Origin of the sequence: Cupriavidus sp. H39 (genome assembly GCF_050271075.1) — a bacterium.
GTDB classification, from domain to species: domain Bacteria; phylum Pseudomonadota; class Gammaproteobacteria; order Burkholderiales; family Burkholderiaceae; genus Cupriavidus; species Cupriavidus necator_B.
Map to the genome: position 1 here is coordinate 316,116 of NZ_CP189846.1, position 20,082 is coordinate 336,197.

The 20,082-nt window shown below is 67.1% G+C and carries 18 protein-coding genes; 1 reads left to right on the top strand and 17 read right to left on the bottom strand.

Translation table 11 applies throughout. From position 1 onward, the window contains the following. Positions 1 to 8: 8 nt before the first annotated feature. The 17 genes from cheY to ACOCMH_RS01940 all read right to left on the bottom strand — a co-directional run bounded on the left by cheY (position 9) and on the right by ACOCMH_RS01940 (position 19,163). On the bottom strand, positions 9 to 395 hold the full coding sequence (cheY, locus tag ACOCMH_RS01860) for a chemotaxis response regulator CheY (protein ID WP_018004712.1): 387 nt from the start codon (positions 393 to 395) through the stop codon (positions 9 to 11). A gap of 69 nt (positions 396 to 464) precedes the next feature. Next, complete coding sequence (locus tag ACOCMH_RS01865; protein WP_427307486.1) at positions 465 to 1,547, bottom strand: protein-glutamate methylesterase/protein-glutamine glutaminase; 1,083 nt, start codon at positions 1,545 to 1,547, stop codon at positions 465 to 467. A gap of 22 nt (positions 1,548 to 1,569) precedes the next feature. Further along, positions 1,570 to 2,220 (bottom strand): chemoreceptor glutamine deamidase CheD, encoded by a 651-nt coding sequence (gene cheD / locus ACOCMH_RS01870; protein WP_427307487.1) that lies wholly within the window; start codon positions 2,218 to 2,220, stop codon positions 1,570 to 1,572. Beyond that, the gene (locus ACOCMH_RS01875) at positions 2,220 to 3,140 is read right to left on the bottom strand and encodes a CheR family methyltransferase (protein WP_427307488.1); all 921 of its coding nucleotides are present in this window, start codon (positions 3,138 to 3,140) and stop codon (positions 2,220 to 2,222) included. The genes cheD and ACOCMH_RS01875 overlap by 1 nt, the downstream gene beginning before the upstream one ends. Before the next feature lie 26 nt (positions 3,141 to 3,166). Continuing rightward, positions 3,167 to 3,661 (bottom strand): chemotaxis protein CheW, encoded by a 495-nt coding sequence (locus tag ACOCMH_RS01880; RefSeq protein ID WP_092316101.1) that lies wholly within the window; start codon positions 3,659 to 3,661, stop codon positions 3,167 to 3,169. A gap of 26 nt (positions 3,662 to 3,687) precedes the next feature. After that, the gene (cheA, locus tag ACOCMH_RS01885) at positions 3,688 to 5,697 is read right to left on the bottom strand and encodes a chemotaxis protein CheA (protein WP_427307489.1); all 2,010 of its coding nucleotides are present in this window, start codon (positions 5,695 to 5,697) and stop codon (positions 3,688 to 3,690) included. A 52-nt stretch (positions 5,698 to 5,749) separates the two neighbouring features. Continuing rightward, the gene (gene motB / locus ACOCMH_RS01890; RefSeq protein ID WP_427307490.1) at positions 5,750 to 6,730 is read right to left on the bottom strand and encodes a flagellar motor protein MotB; all 981 of its coding nucleotides are present in this window, start codon (positions 6,728 to 6,730) and stop codon (positions 5,750 to 5,752) included. A 33-nt stretch (positions 6,731 to 6,763) separates the two neighbouring features. Next, positions 6,764 to 7,627: a flagellar motor stator protein MotA gene (gene motA, locus ACOCMH_RS01895; protein WP_026201511.1), complete on the bottom strand. Its 864-nt coding sequence runs from the start codon at positions 7,625 to 7,627 to the stop codon at positions 6,764 to 6,766. 120 nt (positions 7,628 to 7,747) lie between these two features. After that, a complete protein-coding gene (flhC, locus tag ACOCMH_RS01900) occupies positions 7,748 to 8,353 on the bottom strand; it encodes a flagellar transcriptional regulator FlhC (RefSeq protein ID WP_116297411.1) in 606 nt (201 codons plus the stop codon). After that, complete coding sequence (gene flhD, locus ACOCMH_RS01905) at positions 8,350 to 8,667, bottom strand: flagellar transcriptional regulator FlhD (protein ID WP_010812713.1); 318 nt, start codon at positions 8,665 to 8,667, stop codon at positions 8,350 to 8,352. Before flhD ends, flhC begins: the two co-directional genes overlap by 4 nt. A 495-nt stretch (positions 8,668 to 9,162) precedes the next feature. Next, positions 9,163 to 9,897 carry a DUF4088 family protein gene (locus tag ACOCMH_RS01910; protein ID WP_427307491.1) on the bottom strand — a complete coding sequence of 245 codons (735 nt, stop codon included), beginning with the start codon at positions 9,895 to 9,897 and terminating at the stop codon, positions 9,163 to 9,165. An 8-nt stretch (positions 9,898 to 9,905) separates the two neighbouring features. Further along, positions 9,906 to 11,744: a methyl-accepting chemotaxis protein gene (locus tag ACOCMH_RS01915; protein WP_427307492.1), complete on the bottom strand. Its 1,839-nt coding sequence runs from the start codon at positions 11,742 to 11,744 to the stop codon at positions 9,906 to 9,908. 117 nt (positions 11,745 to 11,861) lie between these two features. Beyond that, entirely contained in the window at positions 11,862 to 13,511 is a 1,650-nt protein-coding gene (locus ACOCMH_RS01920) for a methyl-accepting chemotaxis protein (protein WP_427307493.1), read from the bottom strand. Positions 13,512 to 13,628: 117 nt separating this feature from the next. Next, the gene (locus tag ACOCMH_RS01925; RefSeq protein WP_012355096.1) at positions 13,629 to 14,105 is read right to left on the bottom strand and encodes a chemotaxis protein CheW; all 477 of its coding nucleotides are present in this window, start codon (positions 14,103 to 14,105) and stop codon (positions 13,629 to 13,631) included. A gap of 142 nt (positions 14,106 to 14,247) precedes the next feature. Continuing rightward, positions 14,248 to 14,640, bottom strand: coding sequence for a response regulator (locus ACOCMH_RS01930; RefSeq protein WP_427307494.1), 393 nt, complete (start codon positions 14,638 to 14,640; stop codon positions 14,248 to 14,250). A 657-nt stretch (positions 14,641 to 15,297) separates the two neighbouring features. Next, entirely contained in the window at positions 15,298 to 17,271 is a 1,974-nt protein-coding gene (locus ACOCMH_RS01935) for a putative bifunctional diguanylate cyclase/phosphodiesterase (protein ID WP_427307495.1), read from the bottom strand. A 113-nt stretch (positions 17,272 to 17,384) separates the two neighbouring features. After that, positions 17,385 to 19,163: a methyl-accepting chemotaxis protein gene (locus ACOCMH_RS01940; protein WP_427307496.1), complete on the bottom strand. Its 1,779-nt coding sequence runs from the start codon at positions 19,161 to 19,163 to the stop codon at positions 17,385 to 17,387. Positions 19,164 to 19,708: 545 nt separating this feature from the next. Between ACOCMH_RS01940 and ACOCMH_RS01945 the strand changes: the two genes are divergently transcribed. After that, positions 19,709 to 20,017 carry an H-NS family nucleoid-associated regulatory protein gene (locus ACOCMH_RS01945; RefSeq protein WP_171517994.1) on the top strand — a complete coding sequence of 103 codons (309 nt, stop codon included), beginning with the start codon at positions 19,709 to 19,711 and terminating at the stop codon, positions 20,015 to 20,017. Positions 20,018 to 20,082 lie beyond the last annotated feature (65 nt).

Consider the following 20,082-nt stretch of genomic DNA (forward strand, 5'->3'; position numbering starts at 1 on the left):
CCTCCGCCTCAGCCGCCGAGTTTTTCGAAGATCTTGGTGATCTTCTCGTCCAGCGTGGCGGCCGTGAACGGCTTGACCACGTAGCCGTTGGCGCCGGCCTGGGCCGCGGCGATGATGTTTTCCTTCTTGGCCTCGGCGGTCACCATCAGCACCGGGATCTTGCCGATGTTGGCGTCGGCGCGGATGGCCTGCAGCATGGACAGGCCGTCCATGTTGGGCATGTTCCAGTCGGAGATCACGAACTGGAAGCTGCCGTCCTTGGCCTTTTCCAGGCCGGCGGCGCCGTCCTCGGCTTCCTCGACGTTGACGAAACCCAGCTCCTTGAGCAGGTTGCGGATGATCCGGCGCATGGTCGGGAAATCGTCCACGACCAGGATCTTGATGTTCTTGTCCACTTTAAAGACTCCAGTAAATGCAGTGATGGCTTGTGGGTCCGGCTTTGTTGTTTCGGCTTTCCGGCTCGATTAGACCCGTTGCGCGCGCGTGCCGTAGGTGGCCAGGCGCGCCATGACGCGCTGGGTCATCGCCGGCAAGGGCACGACTTCATGCACACCGCCGGCGGCGATCGCCTCCTTCGGCATGCCAAATACGATGCAACTCTGTTCGTCCTGTGCCAGGTTGTAGGCGCCGGCCTCGCGCATGCGCAGCATGCCGCGCGCGCCGTCCTTGCCCATGCCGGTCAGGATCACGCCGATCACGTTCTTGCCGCCATGCTGCGCGGCCGAATCGAACAGCACGTCGACCGACGGGCGATGGCGGTTGACCGGTGCCTCCTGCGACAGGTGCGCGACGTAGTTGGCGCCGCTGCGTGCCAGCAGCAGGTGTGAGTCGCCCGGCGCGATATACGCATGGCCCGGCAGCACGCGCTCGCCATGCACGGCTTCCTTGACCGTGATGCGGCACAGGCCGTCCAGCCGCTGCGCGAAAGAGCGCGTGAAGCCGGCCGGCATATGCTGGACGATCAGCACCGCTGGGCTGTCGGGTGGCAGCGGCATCAGGAATTCCTTGATGGCCTCGGTGCCGCCGGTGGAGGCGCCCAGGATGATCAGCTTCTCGGTCGACAGCAGCGGGCTGCGCAGCATCGGCACCGGCGCCGTGCCGGTGGTGGACGGCGCGGCCGCTGGCGTTGCCGCGCGCACGCGCGCGCGCGACGCGGCGCGCAGCTTGTCGGCGATGGTGTCGGTGTATTCGAGCAGGCCATCGCGGATGCCCAGCTTGGGCTTGGTGACGAAGTCCACCGCGCCCAGCTCCAGCGCGCGCATGGTGATCTCGGACCCGCGCTCGGTCAGCGACGACACCATCAGCACCGGCATCGGCCGCAGCCGCATCAGCCGCTCCAGGAAGTCCAGGCCGTCCATGCGCGGCATTTCGACGTCGAGCGTCAGCACGTCGGGGTTCAGGCGCTTGATCAGGTCGCGCGCCACCAGCGGGTCGGGCGCGGTACCGACCACTTCCATGTCGGGCTGGCTGTTGATGATCTCCGTCATCAGGCTGCGGATCAGCGCGGAGTCATCCACGCAGAGCACCTTGATCTTGGCGGCAGTCATGTTTGGTCGGGCTTGTAGGGTTTCAGGGAAGCTGGCGCGAGTGAGCCTGCCGCGCAAACAGTTCCGGCGAGCGCGACGGTTCGCGCGCCGAGGTGGCAATGGCCCGCGCCAGCGCGCGTTCATCGCGCGCCACCGACACCTGGTCGTCCTGCCGCGTCAGGCGGCGCACCAGCGCCAGCCCGCCGATGGGGAAGTAGCTGACGCGGCGCGCATGCGGGCCGCGCAGGTCTTGCGCGGCGACGCGCACCTCTTCGGTCTTCAGGTAGCGCAGCACAAAATCCGCGTTGCGGTCGCCGATGTTCAGCGTGGTCATGTTGGCCAGCACCGCGCCGCCGCCGAAGACCTTGGCCTCCAGCCGCTCGCGACGCGCGCCCATCTTGAGCAGTTCGTTGATCAGCACTTCCAGCGCATAGCTGCCGTAGCGCATCGATGCGGACAGCATGCGGTCGGCGCTGCCGTCATCGTCCGGCAGCATGAAGTGGTTCATGCCGCCGACGCCGGCCACCTCGTCGCGGATGCAGGCGGCCACGCACGAGCCCAGCACGGTGGTCAGCACCACGTCGTCGCGCGTCACGTAGTACTCGTTGGGCAGCAGCTTGATGGCCTGCTTGCCGAACTCGCGGTCGAAGTACGTGCGCGTGGCCAGCGCTTCGGGCAGGTGGGGCGTGCGCATCAGGGCCTGCCCCGTCCGGCTGCTGCGTGCGCGGCCGGTGCCAGTTCATAGACGGTTTGCCCGCGCAGCTGGAATGCGCGCGTAACGTAGGAGAAGTTCTCCGAATGGCCGGCGAACAGCAGCCCGTGCGGCTTGAGCAGCGGCACAAAGCGCTCCAGGATGCGGCCCTGGGTCGGCTTGTCGAAGTAGATCATCACGTTGCGGCAGAAGATGGCGTCGAACTGCTCGCGGATGCCCCAGTCGGGCGCAAGCAGGTTCAGCGGCTCGAACGCGATGGTGGCGGCCAGCTCCGGCTTGACCTTGACCGAGCCGGTGCGCGGGCCGGTGCCCTTCAGGAAGAAGCGCTTGAGCCGTTCCGGCGACAGCCGCGCCACCTGGTCGGCCGAATAGACGCCGCTGCGGGCCTTGGCCAGTACCTGGGTGTCGATGTCGGTGGCCAGCACGGTGCCGGCGCGGTCGCCCAGCGCCTCGGCCAGCGTGATGGCGATCGAATACGGTTCTTCGCCGGTGGACGCGGCCGAGCACCAGACGCTGTAGGGACGGCCGATCTTCTTCGCGTGCTCGGCCAGCAGCGGGAAGTGGTGCGACTCGCGGAAGAACGAAGTCAGGTTGGTCGTCAGCGCGTTGGTGAAGAATTCCCACTCCGGCGACCGGTCATCCGCGTCCAGCAACGCCAGGTAAGAGGCGAAGTCGGTCAGCTGCAGCGTGCGCAGCCGGCGCGCCAACCGGCTGTAGACCATCTCGCGCTTGTGGCTGCCCAGCGAAATGCCCGCGCGCCGGTGGATCAGCGCGCGGATCTGCTCGAAGTCGCGCTCGGTCAGCAGGAAGTCGCGCGCGTCGTCGCGCCGCAGCAGGGCGGCCGGCGCGGAGGCCGAACCCGAATGAGCGGGTGCGCTGGCGGCGGTGCGGAACGGCGTCATGGGCTGTGCTTCGGTAATGCGAAAAATCAGGCGTACTCGGCTTCGACCAGTGCCATCTCGGGGCTGGTCATCAGCTTCTCGATATCGATCAGCACCAGCATGCGGCCATCGATGGTACCCAGGCCGGTCAGGTGCTCGGTCGAGATCGACACGCCGAACTCGGGCGCGGGCTTGATCGCCTCGCCGGTCAGCGTCAGCACGTCCGACACGCCATCCACCACGATGCCGACCACGCGGCCGGCCACGTTCAGGATGATGACCACGGTCTGGTGGTCGTAGCGCACGTTGCCCAGGCGGAACTTCAGGCGCAGGTCGACGATGGGCACGATCACGCCGCGCAGGTTGGTCACGCCCTTGATGAAATCCGGCGCGCTGGAAATGCGCGTGACGGTCTCGTAGCTGCGGATCTCCTGCACCTTGAGGATGTCGATGCCGTATTCCTCCGACCCCAGCGTGAAGACCAGGAACTCCTGGCCCGAAGCGTCGCTTCCGGGGGTATCGATGTGTCCGATGCCGGCCATGATGTCTAGTTCTCCTGTGATGGGGATTACTGCGCCAGCGCCGGTTCCTGCCGGCGCACGCCGGTGCGCTGCAGCGCGCCGACATCGACGATCAGCGCCACGCTGCCGTCGCCAAGGATGGTGGCCGCGGAAATGCACGGCACCTTGCGGTAGTTGGTTTCCAGGTTCTTCAGCACCACCTGGTGCTGGCCGATCAGCTGATCCACCAGCAGCGCGAAGCGCTTGCCTTCGGCCTGCAGGATCACCGCGATGCCCTGCGTGGGCTCCTGCAGCGCGCCAGCCACGTTGAACACGCGGTGCATCTCCAGCAGCGGCAGGTACTCGCCGCGCACGTGCATGACGCGGTCTGAGTTGGCCGCGGTATGGACGTCTTCGGCCTTGGGCTGCAGCGACTCCATCACGCAGTTCAGCGGCAGGATGAAGGTCTCTTCGCCCACCTTGACCGACATGCCGTCCAGGATCGCCAGCGTCAGCGGCAGCACGATGCGGATGGTGGTGCCCAGGCCCGGGCGCGAGCTGATCTGCACGTGGCCGCCCATCTCCTGGATGTTGCGCTTGACCACGTCCATGCCCACGCCGCGGCCGGAGACGTCGGTGACGACCTCGGCGGTGGAGAAGCCCGGCGCGAAGATCAGCTGCCAGACTTCCTCGTCAGTGATGGTCTCGGATACCGGCAGGCCGTTCTGGATGGCCTTGGCCAGGATGCGCTCGCGGTTCAGGCCGCCGCCGTCGTCGCTGACTTCAATGACGATATTGCCACCATGGTGCTGCGCGGACAGGATCAGCTGGCCGGTCGCGTCCTTGCCCGCGGCAATGCGCTTGTCGGGGGTCTCGATGCCGTGGTCCAGGCTGTTGCGCACCAGGTGCGTGAGCGGGTCGATGATGCGTTCGATCAGGCTCTTGTCCAGCTCGGTGGCCTTGCCGAAGGTGACCAGGTCGATCTGCTTGCCGAGCTTGCTGGCCAGGTCGCGCACCAGCCGCGGGAAGCGCGAGAACACATAGTCCATCGGCATCATGCGGATCGACATCACCGCTTCCTGCAGGTCGCGCGCGTTGCGCTCCAACTGGCCCATGCCGGAGAACAGGCGGTCGAACAGCACCGGGTCCAGCGACGACGCGGTCTGCGCCAGCATCGATTGCGTGATCACCAGCTCGCCCACCAAGTTGATGATCTGGTCGACTTTCTCCGTGGGCACGCGGATCGAGCCTTCGCCGTGCGCGGGCGCGGGGGCCGGCGCGGCCTTGGCTTTTTCACGCGCGGCGGGCGCCGCCGGGGCTGGCGCCGGTGCCGCGGCCACGGGTGCGGGCGCGGGCGCGGCAACCTGGGCCGGCGCTGCGTCCGGTGCATCGGCGGCGGCTTCGATCACGATCTGGTCCATGTCGATCACGAAGCAGCACACCGCGATGATGTCGTCGGCGCTGCATTGGGTGTTGAGCCACACCACCAGTTCGCCGTTGGTTTCCTGCTGCCCGGTGATCTCGCCCAGGTTGGCCAGCTCTTCGCGCAGCAGCGCCTGGTCCGACGCCGAGACCTTGATCAGACGGATCTTCAACGCACCGCCTGCGGGCGGTGCTGCGTGAGCGGCGGCGGCAACGGGCGCGGGGGCAGCAGCGGGTGCCGGGGCCGCGTCATGGCCGGCGGCTTCCTGTGCCAGCTGCTGCAGCACGGCGCAGATGCGCGCCAGCGTTTCCGGATCGGGTTCGGTGCCGTTGCGGTAGGCGTTGAGCTGGTCTTGCAACACGTCCTTGGTTTCCAGAAAGGTGTCGATGATGGTCCGGGTCAACGCCAGTTCCTGCCGGCGCGTGCGGTCCAGCAGGTTCTCGAAGATGTGGGTGGTCTCGGTCAGCGCGGCAAAGCCGAAGGTGGCGGCGCCGCCCTTGATCGAATGCGCGGCCCGGAAGATCGCGTTCAGATGCTCGGCATCGGGCGCCTCGATGTCCAGGCCGAGCAGCAGCTGCTCCATTTCAACGAGCAGCTCTTCCGCTTCCTCGAAGAAGGTCTGGTAAAACTGAGTGATATCGATATCGACAGACATGGCGTCCTGATTCACTTGGTTACGGCGCACGGCGCGCTGCGGCGGCCCTGCGTCATGGTTTGCTGCCCGGGGCCGGCGCTGTTGCCGGTGCCGCCGCCGGTGCGGAGGCTGCCGCCAGCCCTGCCTGCATCTCTTGCGCGGCCTTGCCGGCCTGCGCCGCCACCGTGACCTCGGCGGCGCTGGCGTTCTCGGCTTCAAAGCGCGCCTGGGCTTTGTGGTTCAGCACCACGATGCTGATGCGGCGGTTCACCGGCGCCAGCAGGTCTTGCTTGTCCAGCGGCATGGTCGCGGCCAGGCCCAGCACGCGCAGCACCTTGCCCTCCTGCATGCCGCCCGCGATCAGCTCGCGGCGCGAGGCGTTGGCGCGGTCAGCCGACAACTCCCAGTTGCTGTAGGTGCGCTCGCCGTTGGAGTAATTGGACGCATCGGTATGGCCGGACAGGCTGACCTTGTTGGGCAGCTCGTTCAGCACCGGGCCGATCTCGCGCAGGATGGTGCGCATATAGCTTTCGACGGCGGCGCTGCCGGTGCGGAACATCGGCCGGTTCTGCGTATCCAGAATCTGGATGCGCAGGCCTTCGCTGGTGATGTCCAGCAGCAGCTGCGGCCGGAACTGGCGCAGCACCGGGTTGTTCTCGATGATCTGTTCCAGGCGCTGCTTGAGCGCGCGCAGGCGCTGCGCCTCCTGTTGCTCGTTGCGGCGCTGTTCGTCGCTGGGTTCATTGTTGCGCGCGCGCAGGGTCTCGCCGTCCTTGCGCAGCGCGTCCTGGCCGCCGCCCGGGATCACGCTGGGCGTCTGGCTGCTCTTCTCGCCGCCGACGATGGCCACCTTGAGCGGCATGCGGAAGTATTCGGCAATGCCTTCCAGCGTCTTCTTGTTGGCGCTGGACAGCAGCCACAGCACCAGGAACAGCGCCATCATCGCCGTCATGAAGTCGGCGTAGGCAATCTTCCAGCTGTGGTTGCCGTGCGGCCTGGCGTGCGATTTCGCCCGGCGGACGATGATCGGACGCATATCGTGTGCGCTGCTCATGTGGTGCCCCTTGCTGCGTGCGTTGCCGGCTGCTTAGTTCAGGCTCTTCACTTCACGCACGTGGTCGTCAAGCTCGAGGAACGACGGACGCACCGTGGAGTACAACACCTTGCGGCCGAATTCCACCGCCACCAGCGGCGCGTAGCCGTTCAGGGACGCCAGCAGCACCACCTTGATGCACTCGTAGACCTTGACGTTCTCGGACACCTGCAGCTCGATGCGCGCGGCCAGCGGCGAGACAAAGCCGTAGGCCAGCAGGATGCCGAGGAAGGTGCCGACCATGGCGTGCGCGATCAGCGCGCCCAGTTCGGCCGGCGGCAGGTCGGCCGAGCCCAGCGCATGCACCACGCCCATCACCGCGGCGACGATGCCGAACGCCGGCAGGCCATCGCCGACGCGCGACAGGGCATGCGCGGGTATCTCGGCTTCATGGCGGAAGGTCTCGATCTCGTGGTCCATCAGGGCCTCGATCTCGAACGCGTTCATGTTGCCGTTGACCATCATGCGCAGATAGTCGGTGAGGAATTCCATCACCACCGGATCCGACAGGATGCGCGGGTACTGGCTGAACACGCTGCTGGCGGCGGGATCGGCGATTTCCTTTTCCAGGAACAGGATGCCCTCGCGCCGCGCCTTGGACAGCAGCACGTACAGAAGCGACATGACGTCCAGGTACAGCTCTTTCTTGTACTTGGAACTCTTGAACAGGCCCGGCAGCGCACGCGCGGTGGCCTTGATGGCCTTGCCGGTATTGGTGGCGATGAAGGCCCCGATGGCGGCGCCCGCGATGATCACCACTTCAGCAGGTTGATATAGCGCGCCCATATGGCCGCCGGTCATGGCGTAACCGCCAAGCACCGCCGCTACCACGACGACATAGCCAAGAACTACTAGCACGATCGGATCCCCGTCTTAAAAACGCGCGTCAGCCACGCTCATTGGCCCGTTGCACGGGCGCACGGAGAGGATCCGTCCGCCAGCGCAGCAAGCTTGCCAGCCGGCGGACCTTGACCAGGATCAGGCGCTGGTCTGCACGGCGGCGGCGTCTTTCGAGAGCTTCTTGACTTTCCCTGCGCGCGACGGCGGACGGCACAGGCTGCACACGAAGTTCGCGTGCGGCTCATACGCGTGCGTGACAAACTGTCCGCCGCAACACGTGCACCGGGACAGCTGCAGCATGTTGCTCTCGAAGAACCGTACTAACGTCCAGGCCCGCGTGAAACTTAAGACAATTTCACCGCCGAGCAGCGAAACATGCTCGAGGTACAGGCGGTACGCCGCCACCACCGCGCGGATGCCCACGGTCTCGCCTTCCTGCACCATGAACTGGTACGCGGAGAAGAACAAGGACGAGTGGATATTCGGCAGCCAGGTGGTGAACCAGTCGGTCGAAAAGGGCAGCATGCCCTTGGGGGGCGAGACGCCGCGCAGCTCCTTGTACAGGCGTATCAGCCGGTCACGCGACAGCGTGGTCTCGGCTTCAAGCACCTGCAGGCGCGCGCCCAGGCCAATCAGCTCGATCGCGAGCTGGGTCTGGTTGGCGTCCTGGAGCACGCTCTTGCGGCTGGGAACGGAGGTGGCCGTGTAACTCCGGGTCGGCTCGGCCTGCAGGAGCGCGGTCAATTGAGCGACTCCACAGGCTGACGTGCCAGCAAGATCGCGGCGTGGATCTGCTGCATGTCATGGCTCTTGGCCGTGTGGGTGAGAGTAGACAGAAGCGCATGGTCGTCGAAGCGGAACCTGCACAGCACCATGTTGGATGCCGCCAGCTTGACGAGTTGCGCGGAAGTCAGCTTGGCAAGGATATCCGCAATTTCCTTGCTGACCCCTAGCCGAAACATGGCTTCGACCTGGTTTTCGCGCACCAGGCGTTGCGCGAGCAGCAGATAGGCGAGGTTAACCTCCCTGATCTCCTGGAGAACTTCACTGCTTTCCAATTTATCTCCGCTACCAAAACCCGCCATAGCCGCTTGTCCGGCGCTTACCGTTGCCCTCGGGGGGCCCGGCGACCAGATCGTTTGCATGCGGCTGGGCGGGTACAACGTACGACTAAGGAACTACGCCCATGTCCAACTGTAATCAACCCCGTTACAAGTGTTACAGAGTGTAAGTAAGACCGTTACGTTTATATCGGCAATCGCCCCGCGGTGCCAATCCCTACTTACGCGGGGGGGAACCAAATGTCGCATGAAACATACATTACGATTGCGTATTTTGTAACAAGTCACACGCGTGACGCTTGATTTAACGCAACGCAGTTCAGCAAACGTCATATGCATCAAACGCGCCGCCGTGCCTTTGGTAGCCTGCTGGATTCCTCTATTGACGCAGCGTGCGCGCAGTGCTTCGCCGCTGCATACCGGTCGCAACGCTGTCCGTAACACGTCCGGAATACATGTGCCTGAAATCGTTTCGATCTGGCAGCGCGCGGCTCACTGTCCGAACATGCGGCGCAGCCATGCCGCGAGGCGCGCGAACACATCGTCGGGCGCTTCCCGGAACAACGCCGGGCGCACGCGTTCGACTTGCTCCAGCACGCGCGAGGCCTCGTCCGGCTGCACCGAGCCGTACTCCAGCGCCAGCCCCAGCATGCCGCGCAACTCGCCCACGCGGGCGCGGCCGATGGCTTCGTTGTCTTCGGTCTGCAGCGCGTACATCAGGTCATAGGCGCGCTGCCGCAGGCTTTCCGCCAGGCGCCATGCCGGCGCGCGCATGCGCTCTTCCAGTGCGCGCAGGTCTTCCGCGGACGCCGCTACCTGGGTGGCCAGGGCATCGGTATAGGCGCTGTCGGCACCGCACTCGGCCAGCACCTGCGCCGCCCATTCGCGCGCATGCGCCAGGCGCTGTTCGCCGCTCCAGCCGGGCTGCACCGCCAGGCCGAAGCCGAAGCGCTGGGCGTCGCGCATCAGCGCCGCGAGCGCATTGGGCAATTGCTTGTCGAACACGCGGCGCGCCCAGCCGTACTCACCCCCGGACAGCAGCCGCGAGACCGCGCGCTCAGTCAGCGGCCCGTCATGCTGCAGCAGCCGCGCACGCAGGAAGTCATTGAACTCGGGCGGCAGGAACTCGCGGTCCAGTCCGCTCGAGACCCCGACGAACTGGTCGAATTCCTTGCGCAGCCTGGCCGCATCCTCTTGCGGCAGGGCCAGGGTGATATCAGTCGTCATGGCAACACTCAGAACGCGCTCCAGTCGCCGTTGTCGGCAGCGGCGAGCGCGGGCCGCGGCGCCACGGCCACAGCGCGCGGCGCCGGCTTTGCTGGGGCCGGCTCGGCTGCGTCGCGCGCGGCTTCATCGCCGGTGGCGGCTTCCGTCCTGGCAATGGGCTTGGCCGCACGCTTGCCCGCGGCCATGGCACGCACCGCGCCCACGGCGCGCGGGGCTTTGGCGAGCACCGTCGCGGCCGCCGGCAATACCGCGAAGCGATCCGCGCGCTCGTCCTCCGCAGCCAGGCGGAACGTCGCCACCGCGGACTGCAGGCGGCTGGCCTGCTCTTCGAGCGCGCCCGCGGCGGCGGCGGCTTCTTCCACCAGCGCCGCGTTCTGCTGCGTGACCTCGTCCATCTGCGCCACCGCCTGGTTCACCTGCTCGATGCCCGAGCTCTGCTCGGCCGATGCCGCGCTGATCTCGCCCATGATGTCGGTCACGCGCTTGACCGCCTGCACGATCTCATCCATGGTCTTGCCGGCCTGGCCGACCAGCGCCGAGCCGTTGTCGACACGTTCCACCGTGTCGCCGATCAGGCCCTTGATCTCCTTGGCCGCGTTGGCGCTGCGCTGCGCCAGGCTGCGCACCTCGCCCGCCACCACCGCGAAGCCGCGTCCCTGCTCGCCCGCGCGCGCGGCTTCCACCGCCGCGTTCAGCGCCAGGATGTTGGTCTGGAAGGCAATGCCCTCGATCACGCCGATGATGTCGACGATCTTCTTCGACGCATCGTTGATTTCGTCCATGGTCTGCACCACCCGGCCCACCACTTCGCCGCCGCGCAGCGCCGTGTCCGATGCGTTCGCCGCCAGCCCGCTGGCCTGGCGCGCGTTGTCCGCGTTCTGGCGCACCGTGCTGGTCAGTTCTTCCATGCTCGATGCGGTCTGCTCCAGCGATGCCGCCTGCTGCTCGGTGCGCTGCGACAGGTCGTTGTTGCCCGCGGCAATCTCGCGCGAGGCGCTGCCGATCGATTCGGCCGAGGCCTTGAAATCCCGCACCATGCGCGACAGCTGCTGCTGCATCTGCTGCATCGCATAGACCAGGCTGCTCTTGTCGCCGGCACGCGTGGCCACTGGCGACGAGAAATCGCCCTCGGCAATGCGTGCGGCGATGGCCGCGGCATAGGCCGGCTCGCCGCCCAGCTGGCGCGACAGCGTGCGCGCCAGCAGCACGCCCAGCAGCACCGACAGCGCCAGCCCGCCCAGCACCAGCCCCAGCATCCACAGGCGCGTGGCGTCGTAGACGCTGCGCGCTTCTTCCATGTTGTTGCGGGCGCGGTCATCGCGGCGCTTGACCATCTGGAACATCACGGCTTCCAGCGCATGGCTGTCCTTGAGCAGGTCGGCGCTTTCGGAGAACACCTGGCTCTCGAACTGCGAGGTATCCAGCGGCTGCTTGCTGACCAGCTCGACATACTTTTCCATGCGCGCGCGGAACGCCGGCGAGAGATCCTGGTATTGCTTGACCAGCGCCTTGCCCTCCGGCTTCTCGAATGCGCCCGACACCTGGCGGATGCGTTCATCCATCGCGCCCAGCGATTTGGCGATCTGCTCTTTCTCGACCGTGCGCTCGCCCATGGTCGACGCCGACAGCAGCGCGATCTGCGCGCGGCTGGCGTAGACCAGGTTGATATTGGCGTCCTGCACGGCCTTCAGCGCGCGCAGGTCGTCGTGGTAGATCTTGCCGGTCCAGTCGGCCATGCGGCCCATGTTGACGACGCCCAGCAGCCCCATCACGGCGCCGATCACGGCAACGACCAGGAATCCGGCAACCAGCCTGGTCGTGACGCGCAATTGATTGAACCAATGCATAGCAACTCCCCCTTGTAACTGAAGCCTCGGGCACGGCCTGCCGCACCCTGTGTACGCTGGCAGCGCGGTACGCCGCGCCTGCCTTCATTCCGATCCGAACCGTGCGGGCGTCGGGGCCTAGGCCCGTGCCAGCGGCAGCACCGCATCGCCGCGCGTCTGCGCGGGCTGGCGCTGCGGCCGCACCTCTGCCTGCATGCTGACGCGGAAGGTCGCCACCGCATCGCGCAGCCGCAGCGCCTGCTCTTCGAGCGCGCCCGCCGCGGCGGCGGCTTCTTCCACCAGTGCCGCGTTCTGCTGCGTGGACTCGTCCATCTGCGCCACCGCCTGGTTCACCTGCTCGATGCCTGAGCTCTGCTCGGCCGAGGCCGCGCTGATCTCGCCCATGATGTCGGTGACGGACTTCACCGCCTGCACGATCTCTTCCATGGTCTTGCCGGCCTGGCCGACCAGCGCCGAGCCGTTGTCGACGCGCTCCACCGTGTCGCCGATCAGGCCCTTGATCTCCTTGGCCGCGTTGGCGCTGCGCTGCGCCAGGCTGCGCACCTCGCCCGCCACCACCGCGAAGCCGCGTCCCTGCTCGACCGCGCGCGCGGCTTCCACCGCCGCGTTCAGCGCCAGGATGTTGGTCTGGAAGGCAATGCCCTCGATCACGCCGATGATGTCGACGATCTTCTTCGACGCATCGTTGATCTCGTCCATGGTCTGCACCACGCGGCCCACCACTTCGCCGCCGCGCAGCGCCGTGTCGGAAGCGTTCGCCGCCAGCCCGCTGGCCTGGCGCGCGTTGTCGGCGTTCTGGCGCACCGTGCTGGTCAGCTCTTCCATGCTCGATGCGGTCTGCTCCAGCGACGCCGCCTGCTGCTCGGTGCGCTGCGACAGGTCGTTGTTGCCGGCGGCCACCTGGCGCGTCGCCGTCGAGATGCTGGCCATGCCTTCCTGGATCTCATGCACCACCGACAGCAGGCTGCGCTGCATGGTCTGCATGGCCTGGGCCAGCGCGCCGATCTCGTCGGCGCTGCGGTGCTCGAAGCGGGTGGTCAGGTCGCCCGCGCCCATGCGCAGCGCGAAGTCCAGCATGTCGCGCACCGGCCGGTTGACGCGCGCCAGCAGCATGGTGCCGGCGGCGAACGACGAGGCCAGCGCCAGCACAAAGCCGCCCCACAGCCACGGGCGCAACGTCGCGGCATCCGTGCCGCCCACAACTTCCACTGCAACCAGCGCCGCCAGGAACCACACCAGGCCGCCAGCCTGGGCCCACAGGATGCGGCGCTTCAGGTTCAGCCGCAGCAGCCCCTGCGCCATGCCACGCAGGCCGGTGCGCACCACCGCGCCATGGCGGATCGCCAGCCCGTCGGCATGTCCCGCGCGAAAGCGCGCATAAGCAGCGCCCGCGGCCTGCACCTGCTCGCGCGTCGCCATCGAACGCACCGAGGTATAGCCCACCACGCGGCCGTCGACGCGCGTGGGCGTCACGGTCGCATTGACCCAGTAGAAGTCGCCGTCCTTGCGGCGGTTCTTGACCACGCCCATCCACGTGCGGCCGGCCTGCAGGTCTTGCCACAGGTCGGCGAACGCCTCGGGCGGCATGTCGGGGTGGCGCACCAGGTTGTGCGGGGCACCCAGCAATTCCTCTGCCGAAAAGCCGCTGGCCTCGATGAAGGTGCGGTTGGCAAAGGTGATACGGCCCTTGAGGTCGGTGCGCGAGATCAGGTAGTCAGAGGGCGACAGCTGGTACTCGCGGTGCGTGACGGGTTGGTTGTTTCGCATCAATGTCAGTACTGCATGCCCGTGGCGCGCTGCATGGATCCATGCAGCCCCACCGCGGGCGGGTTCGGTCCGGCTGGCGGGGTGCGCCGGCCGGACGGCGGGGGCGCTCGGGCTGGTTCAGGACACCGCTTCCAGCGCGGCCAGTTCTTCGGTATTGAGCAGCTTCTCGATATCGACCAGGATCAGCATGCGCTGCTCGACCGAGCCCAGCCCGCGGATGTAGTCGGTTGCCAGTTCGCCGGAGAAGTGCGGCGTGGGCTTGATCTGCGCGGCGCTGAGCGTGAGCACGTCGGAAACGCCGTCGACCACGATGCCGGTGGTGCGGTCGTTGAGGTCGACGATGATCACAACCGTGTACTGGTCGTAGCTGACGTTGGGCTGGCGGAACTTGATGCGCAGGTCGATGATCGGCACGATGATGCCGCGCAGGTTGATCACGCCCTTGATGTAATCGGGCGCATTGGCGATCTGGGTGACCGACTCATAGCCGCGGATCTCCTGCACTTTCAGGATATCGACGCCGTATTCCTCGCGGCCGAGGGTAAAGGCCAGGAACTCCTCGCCCGCGCCGTCTGCCTTGTCGATGTGCTGCATCGTCTAGCCCCCCAAATTGGCTCATGCTGGTTGCTCTGGCGCCGCAGCGGCCAGGACCGCTGGCTTGCGCCGGGCCATGACTTCGCCCACCAGTGTTTACGGCAGGATCCGGGGTGACTGAAGGGCGACGCCGGCGCTTTCCTTACCCTTCCGACGTAGGGGATGCCGCATCCAGCAGCGCCGCCACGGCCTGCATCAGCCCGTCGGGATCGAACGGCTTGGGCAGGAAGCCCGACGCGCCGGCCGCGCGCGCCTGTTCGCGGATGCTGCCGTCCTGCTCGGTGGTCAGCATCAGGATAGGCATGCGCGCATAGCGCGGCGTGGCGCGCAGGCTGCGGATCAGTGTGAGCCCGTCCATGCCGGGCATGACCTGGTCGGTGACCAGCATGCCGAAGCTGCCGGCCACGGCCAGCGCATGCGCCTGGTCCCCGTCCGCGGCCTCGGTGACGTCAAACCCTCCGGCGCGCAGGCAGGCGCCGATCATGCGGCGTAGCGAGGGAGAATCGTCGACAACGAGGATGCTGCGCGATGACATGGGCGCCTCCAAAGGTGCAGGAACTGGGTGGGTCCGCCAGGAAGATGGAAGGTGCGGCCGGCGACGGATGGGCCGGCGCAGGGCTGCTGCGGAAAGCGGGCAGCCTGCCAGAGTGGTTATCGGGAGGTTGGCGGGGGAACTTTAATCCGGGCTTTGGCGATGAGACTGGCCCCGCGTGTTGGAGACAGGCCCGACTGCGTGGAGGCGCCGGCCCTCACCCCCGCCCCTCTCCCGCAAGCGGGAGAGCGGAGCACACAAGCGGGAGAGAAAAGCCTTTGGCCTCGCCCGCGACAGCGCCGTGCGAGCGCAGCGACGCACTCCGTGCCACGGCATGCGACCTGAGATGGTGAGCGCGCGCAGGCGTCCCACCAACAACCTCGTTAGCAGGCTGCCACCGACCTAAAGTCGGGTTCGTCCATCCGACCTCGAACGCCAGGCACCTCCCGGTAGCGTCAGCAGGGTCGAACCACCGGACACGAAACCGCAAGTCACCACCATTCGAACCACCAACGCCGCCTTGGCCAGCCGCCCAGGCGACGCGCTCTTTGCCTACTTTCTGTCGCTCGGACAGAAAGTAGGTCGCCGGCTACGCCGGCGAAACTGCCACGCCAGTCAAGCACGACCACGCCCCGCGGTGCCCATGCCCCAAAAAAAACATCACCCCCCACCCTGCTCCCGCAACGCCTCAGCAAACCCCCCAGCATCCAGCGGCAACGACAGCAGGTATCCCTGCACCTCATCGCAGCCCATCTCGTTGAGGATCTCCAGCTGCGAGGCCGACTCCACGCCTTCGGCCACCACCTTCATGCGCAGCTCGTGCGCCAGCGCCACCATCGAGCCGACAATGGCACGCCCCTGCGCATCGGTATCGAGCCCGCCGATCAGCGTGCGGTCGATCTTGAGCGTGCCCACGCGTAGCCGCTTGAGATAGCCCAGGCTCGAATAGCCGCTGCCGAAATCGTCCAGCGCCACCTGGATGCCGAGCGACTGCAGCTCGGCCAGCGTTTCCAGCGACTTGCCGATGTCCTTCATCGCCGCGGTCTCGGTGATCTCCAGCGTGATCGCCGACGGCGGGATGTCGTGCTGGTGGATCTGCTCCAGCAGGTATTGCGGGAAGTTGCGGCTGGCAAAGCGCAGCCCCGAGACATTGATCGCCACCGGCACGGTCGGCATGCCGGCGTCGCGCCACTGTCGCACCTGGCGGCAGACGTTGGTCAGGACCCAGTCGTCGAGCTTGTCGATCTGGCCGGACTGCTCGGCCACGGCGATGAACTCGGCGGGGCTGACCTGGCCCAGCGCGGGATGGCGCCAGCGGCAGAGCGCCTCGGCGCCGACCACGGTGCGGCGGCGCGCGTCGTACTTGGGCTGGAACTGCAGCGACAGCGTATCGTCCTGGATTGCCACCCACAGGTCGCGCCGGATCACGCGGGTGCGGCGCGCGCGTTCGCCGGCGGCGCTGTTGAACAGGCGCACCTGGTTCGAGCCGCTCTCGCGGGCTTCGGCCAGGCTGACGCGGGCGGCCTGCATCAGCGTTTCGGAGGTATGCGCGTCGCGCGGGTAGATGGCGATGCCGATATTCACGCCGATCTGCATCTGCAGCCCGCGCGCGGCGATGAACTCCGCCAGCGAGCCCAGCATGCGCGAGCCCAGTTCCTGCGCGCGGCCATGGTGGACCAGTTCGGGCACGCCCACGGCAAACTCGTCGCGCGCCAGCCGCGCCAGAAAGTCGTGCGGCTCCAGCACGGCCTGCGCCAGCGCGCCGGCGTCCTGCGCCAGGATGTCGTCGGCGCGGACCTCGAAGACTTCGTCGACTTCGCGGTAGTCGGCGATATGGATCAGCAGCACGGCGCAGCCGGTCTCGGCCAGCCGGGCCTGGCCGATGGCCTGGTCCAGCCAGCGGCCGAACGCCACGCGGTCGGGCATCACCGTTGCCACGCTGTATTCGCCAATGGTGTCCTGCCCGCGCGCGCCGGCACGCACCGTGAGGCGGCCCGGGCGCCCGGGGATGCGGGCGCCGCGCCGCGCCAGCCGCGGCTCGGCGCCGCGGTGCAGGCCCGGCAGGTCATCGGCAAGCTCGTCGGCCAGCGCGGATTCGGCGCGCGCCGGCGTCGGCAGCCAGCCGCGCGACTGGGCCCGGTGGACGGCGAACAGCAGCGCGCACAGCGCGGTCAGCCCGCCTGCCAGCCACGCCGGGTGCGGCAGGCCGGCGGCGTCGAGGCAATCGCGCGCGGTAACGGTGCCGGCGCCGCACGAGCGGCCCAGGTGCGTGCCGGCAGCCGCCACCAGCCCGGCCCCGGCCACCACCGCCATCAGCGCCGCGCCGCGCCACAGGCGCGCGCCCTGCTGCAACCACTGCGCCAGCAGCTTGACCGCCGTGGTGGCCGCCGCCGCGGCGGCAAAGCTGGCCGCCAGCTGCGCCGTATCGTTGACGGCCGGCACGCTGCCCGACAGCCCCACCACCAGCACGGGCATGCCGATGCTCAATTGCGACAGCAGCGCTGCCGACCACGTCAGGGCACGCAGCGACCGGCTGCCCGCCGGCTGGTCCGCCCGCCCGGCGCGAACACCGAGGGCGGCGGCCACGCCCAGCAGGGCAGCCAGCAGCAACAGGACGGAACTCAGGGCAATCATTGGGCTGCGCGATGATGAAGAAAATGCGCGAAGACGGTCAGGACGCGGGGCAAACCCCGCATCATGGCATCTTGCAGTCGCCGTGTGAACAAGGCAATGACTCGAACGCGGGGTTAGAACGCGCTCCAGTCATCATCGCCGCCGGCCGCGGCCAGCGCGGGCCGCGCCGCTGGCCTGGCTGCCGGCTGGCTTGCCGGCGCGCCCGCGGCTTGCCGCACCGCCGCGCCGCGCGCCGCCGCGGTGGCGGCAAGCTTGGCCGGCGCAGCGCTTTTCAGCGCTTTTGCGGGTGTTTTGGCTGGCGTTGCTGCTACAGCAGCCGCCGCGGGAACGGCTTGCGCGCCGGCGCCAACGGTGAACACCGAGACCACGTTCTTGAGCTTCTGCGCCTGTTCTTCCAGCGCACCGGCAGCGGCGGCGGCCTCTTCGACCAGCGCGGCGTTCTGCTGCGTCACCTGGTCCATCTGGGTCACGGCCTGGTTGACCTGCTCGATGCCGCTGGTCTGCTCCTGCGAGGCGGCGCCGATCTCGTTCATGATGTCGGTGACCCGGCGCACGGCCTGCACGATCTCGCCCATGGTCTGGCCGGCTTCGGCCACCAGCCGGGTGCCGCTCTCCACGCGCTGGCCCGACTCGCTGATCAGCGCCTCGATCTCCTTGGCGGCCGAGGCCGAGCGTTGCGCCAGGCTGCGCACCTCGCCCGCCACCACGGCAAAGCCGCGCCCCTGCTCGCCGGCGCGCGCGGCTTCCACCGCGGCATTGAGCGCCAGGATGTTGGTCTGGAAGGCGATGCCCTCGATCACGCTGATGATCTCCACCACCTTGCGCGAGGCCCCGTTGATCTCGTTCATGGTATCGACCACGCGGCCCACCACGTCGCCGCCCTTGAGCGCGATCTGCGAGGCCTCGCTCGCCAGCACGCCGGCCTGGCGCGCATTGTCGGCATTCTGGCGCACCACGGTGGTCAGCTCTTCCATGCTCGCCGCGGTCTGCTCCAGCGAAGAGGCCTGTTCCTCGGTGCGCTGCGACAGGTCCAGGTTGCCGGTGGAAATCTGCTGCGTGGCCGACGCCATCGAGTCCGCGCCGGTACGCACTTCGGCGACGATGCCCGACAGGCTCGCCTGCATCGCGGCCAGCGCCTGCATCATGCGCCCGATCTCGTTCTTCGAGATGCTGCTGATGCGCGCGGTCAGGTCGCCCCGGGCGATGCGCTCGAACACCGCCAGCGCCTCTTGCACCGGCGCGACGATGGCACGGTTCAGCGTGACCGTGCACAGCACGGCAATGGCCAGGCCCAGCACGATCATGACCACCGACAGCATGCGGATGCGCGCAAAGCCGGCCTGCGCCGCACTGAAATTGGACTCGCCCGCCGTCAACTGGAATTTCTGCAGCTTTTCATGCGCGCTCGACATGCTGCGCTGCAGGTCAGGCAACACCTTCTTTGCCAGCCGCACGGCCTCTTCCTGGTTGCCCGCCAGCGACGCCGCCTGCAGCGGCAGCACGCCCTGGTCCATGAAAGCCTGGCGCTGCTTGCCCAGTTCCGCTGCCAGGGACTGTTCCTCGGCGTTCTGGGGCAGGCTCATATAGCGCTTCCATGCCGCCTCCGACGCCTCCACGAACACGCGCGAGCGGTCGACGTTGACCTTGGGCTCGTCCGGCTCGCCAATCATTACGTTGCGGTCCAGCGCCAGGCGCATGCGCGTGGTGGCCAGCATCGCATCGCTGAGGGCAACGGTCGAGCCAAGCTGGTTGGCATAGGTCTCCTTGAGCGCGTCATTGCTCTGCGAGATGCCATACAGGCCGGCAGCGCCGACCAGCAACAGCAGCAACGACAGGATTCCCATGGCGCCCCGTAGCAGGGTCTTGATCTGAATATTGTTATGGAAGGACATGATGAAAATGACTTAGGCAATCCGCGGGACACACCCCTTGCCCCGGTCCGGCAAGATCGGTACTGCGTCGATCCGCCCTGCTGGGATAACGGCGCGCCCCCCTCATCCTTGAGCGGCCACCAGGCGCCGGCGTTTATGGTGAATTCGGGATGCCGCGATGTCGGATATAAGCCACGTGCCGGATCGCGAGCGAGGGCGACGGCGGCATACATCGCGACCGCCTGTCCATAAAGCCGGCGCGATAATACCGGGCAGGTTTCCGTGCGCGCTGGCAACCGACCGGTCTGGTTGACCGAATACCGCCGCTATTTCCCGCCCGGCGTGCCACTAAGCGCAGTGCCGCCGAGCGCCGCAAAAATCGGCCGGGACTCCAGCTGACACTGAAAGTTCACACAATTAACAGAACAAGAATTTTCGCAAAAAGCGCCCTGGATTACGCCACCAGGATTTGCAGCACGCAGCCGGCCCGTTATAATTGTTTTCAGCATTTTCCCCCGCCCCCCAGCGCACCCAGCGCAATTCATTCACCGGAAACCGAGGACGCAATGGCGACGTATCAGGAAATCGTTCAGAAAATCAGCGAACTGCAGAAGCAAGCCGAGGAAATCAAGGCGCGCGAACAATCCACGGTGATCGCGGATATTCGCGAGAAAATCGAGCAATATGGCCTGACCGCGGAAGACCTCGGTTTTGGCACGAAGGCCCCGGCCGGCAAGAAGGCGGCCAACCGCAAGGTGCCGGTGCGTTATCGCGACAGCGCCGGCAATACCTGGACCGGCCGCGGCAAGCGTCCGGGCTGGCTGACCCAGGCCCTGGCCCAGGGCAAATCGGTCGAGGACTTCCTGATCCGCTGAAAACGCCCGACCGGCAGATGGCAAAACGCCACGGAAGTTATCCGTGGCGTTTTTGTTTTTGGCGC

What these genes read in the sequence shown, in the direction of transcription:
- ACOCMH_RS01865 (WP_427307486.1), bottom strand. Translation starts at nt 1,547, where the DNA reads ATGACTGCCGCCAAGATCAAGGTGCTCTGCGTGGATGACTCCGCGCTG.
- cheD (WP_427307487.1), bottom strand. Translation starts at nt 2,220, where the DNA reads ATGCGCACGCCCCACCTGCCCGAAGCGCTGGCCACGCGCACGTACTTC.
- ACOCMH_RS01875 (WP_427307488.1), bottom strand. Translation starts at nt 3,140, where the DNA reads ATGACGCCGTTCCGCACCGCCGCCAGCGCACCCGCTCATTCGGGTTCG.
- ACOCMH_RS01880 (WP_092316101.1), bottom strand. Translation starts at nt 3,661, where the DNA reads ATGGCCGGCATCGGACACATCGATACCCCCGGAAGCGACGCTTCGGGC.
- cheA (WP_427307489.1), bottom strand. Translation starts at nt 5,697, where the DNA reads ATGTCTGTCGATATCGATATCACTCAGTTTTACCAGACCTTCTTCGAG.
- motB (WP_427307490.1), bottom strand. Translation starts at nt 6,730, where the DNA reads ATGAGCAGCGCACACGATATGCGTCCGATCATCGTCCGCCGGGCGAAA.
- ACOCMH_RS01910 (WP_427307491.1), bottom strand. Translation starts at nt 9,897, where the DNA reads ATGACGACTGATATCACCCTGGCCCTGCCGCAAGAGGATGCGGCCAGG.
- ACOCMH_RS01915 (WP_427307492.1), bottom strand. Translation starts at nt 11,744, where the DNA reads ATGCATTGGTTCAATCAATTGCGCGTCACGACCAGGCTGGTTGCCGGA.
- ACOCMH_RS01920 (WP_427307493.1), bottom strand. Translation starts at nt 13,511, where the DNA reads ATGCGAAACAACCAACCCGTCACGCACCGCGAGTACCAGCTGTCGCCC.
- ACOCMH_RS01925 (WP_012355096.1), bottom strand. Translation starts at nt 14,105, where the DNA reads ATGCAGCACATCGACAAGGCAGACGGCGCGGGCGAGGAGTTCCTGGCC.
- ACOCMH_RS01930 (WP_427307494.1), bottom strand. Translation starts at nt 14,640, where the DNA reads ATGTCATCGCGCAGCATCCTCGTTGTCGACGATTCTCCCTCGCTACGC.
- ACOCMH_RS01935 (WP_427307495.1), bottom strand. Translation starts at nt 17,271, where the DNA reads ATGATTGCCCTGAGTTCCGTCCTGTTGCTGCTGGCTGCCCTGCTGGGC.
- ACOCMH_RS01940 (WP_427307496.1), bottom strand. Translation starts at nt 19,163, where the DNA reads ATGTCCTTCCATAACAATATTCAGATCAAGACCCTGCTACGGGGCGCC.
- ACOCMH_RS01945 (WP_171517994.1), top strand. Translation starts at nt 19,709, where the DNA reads ATGGCGACGTATCAGGAAATCGTTCAGAAAATCAGCGAACTGCAGAAG.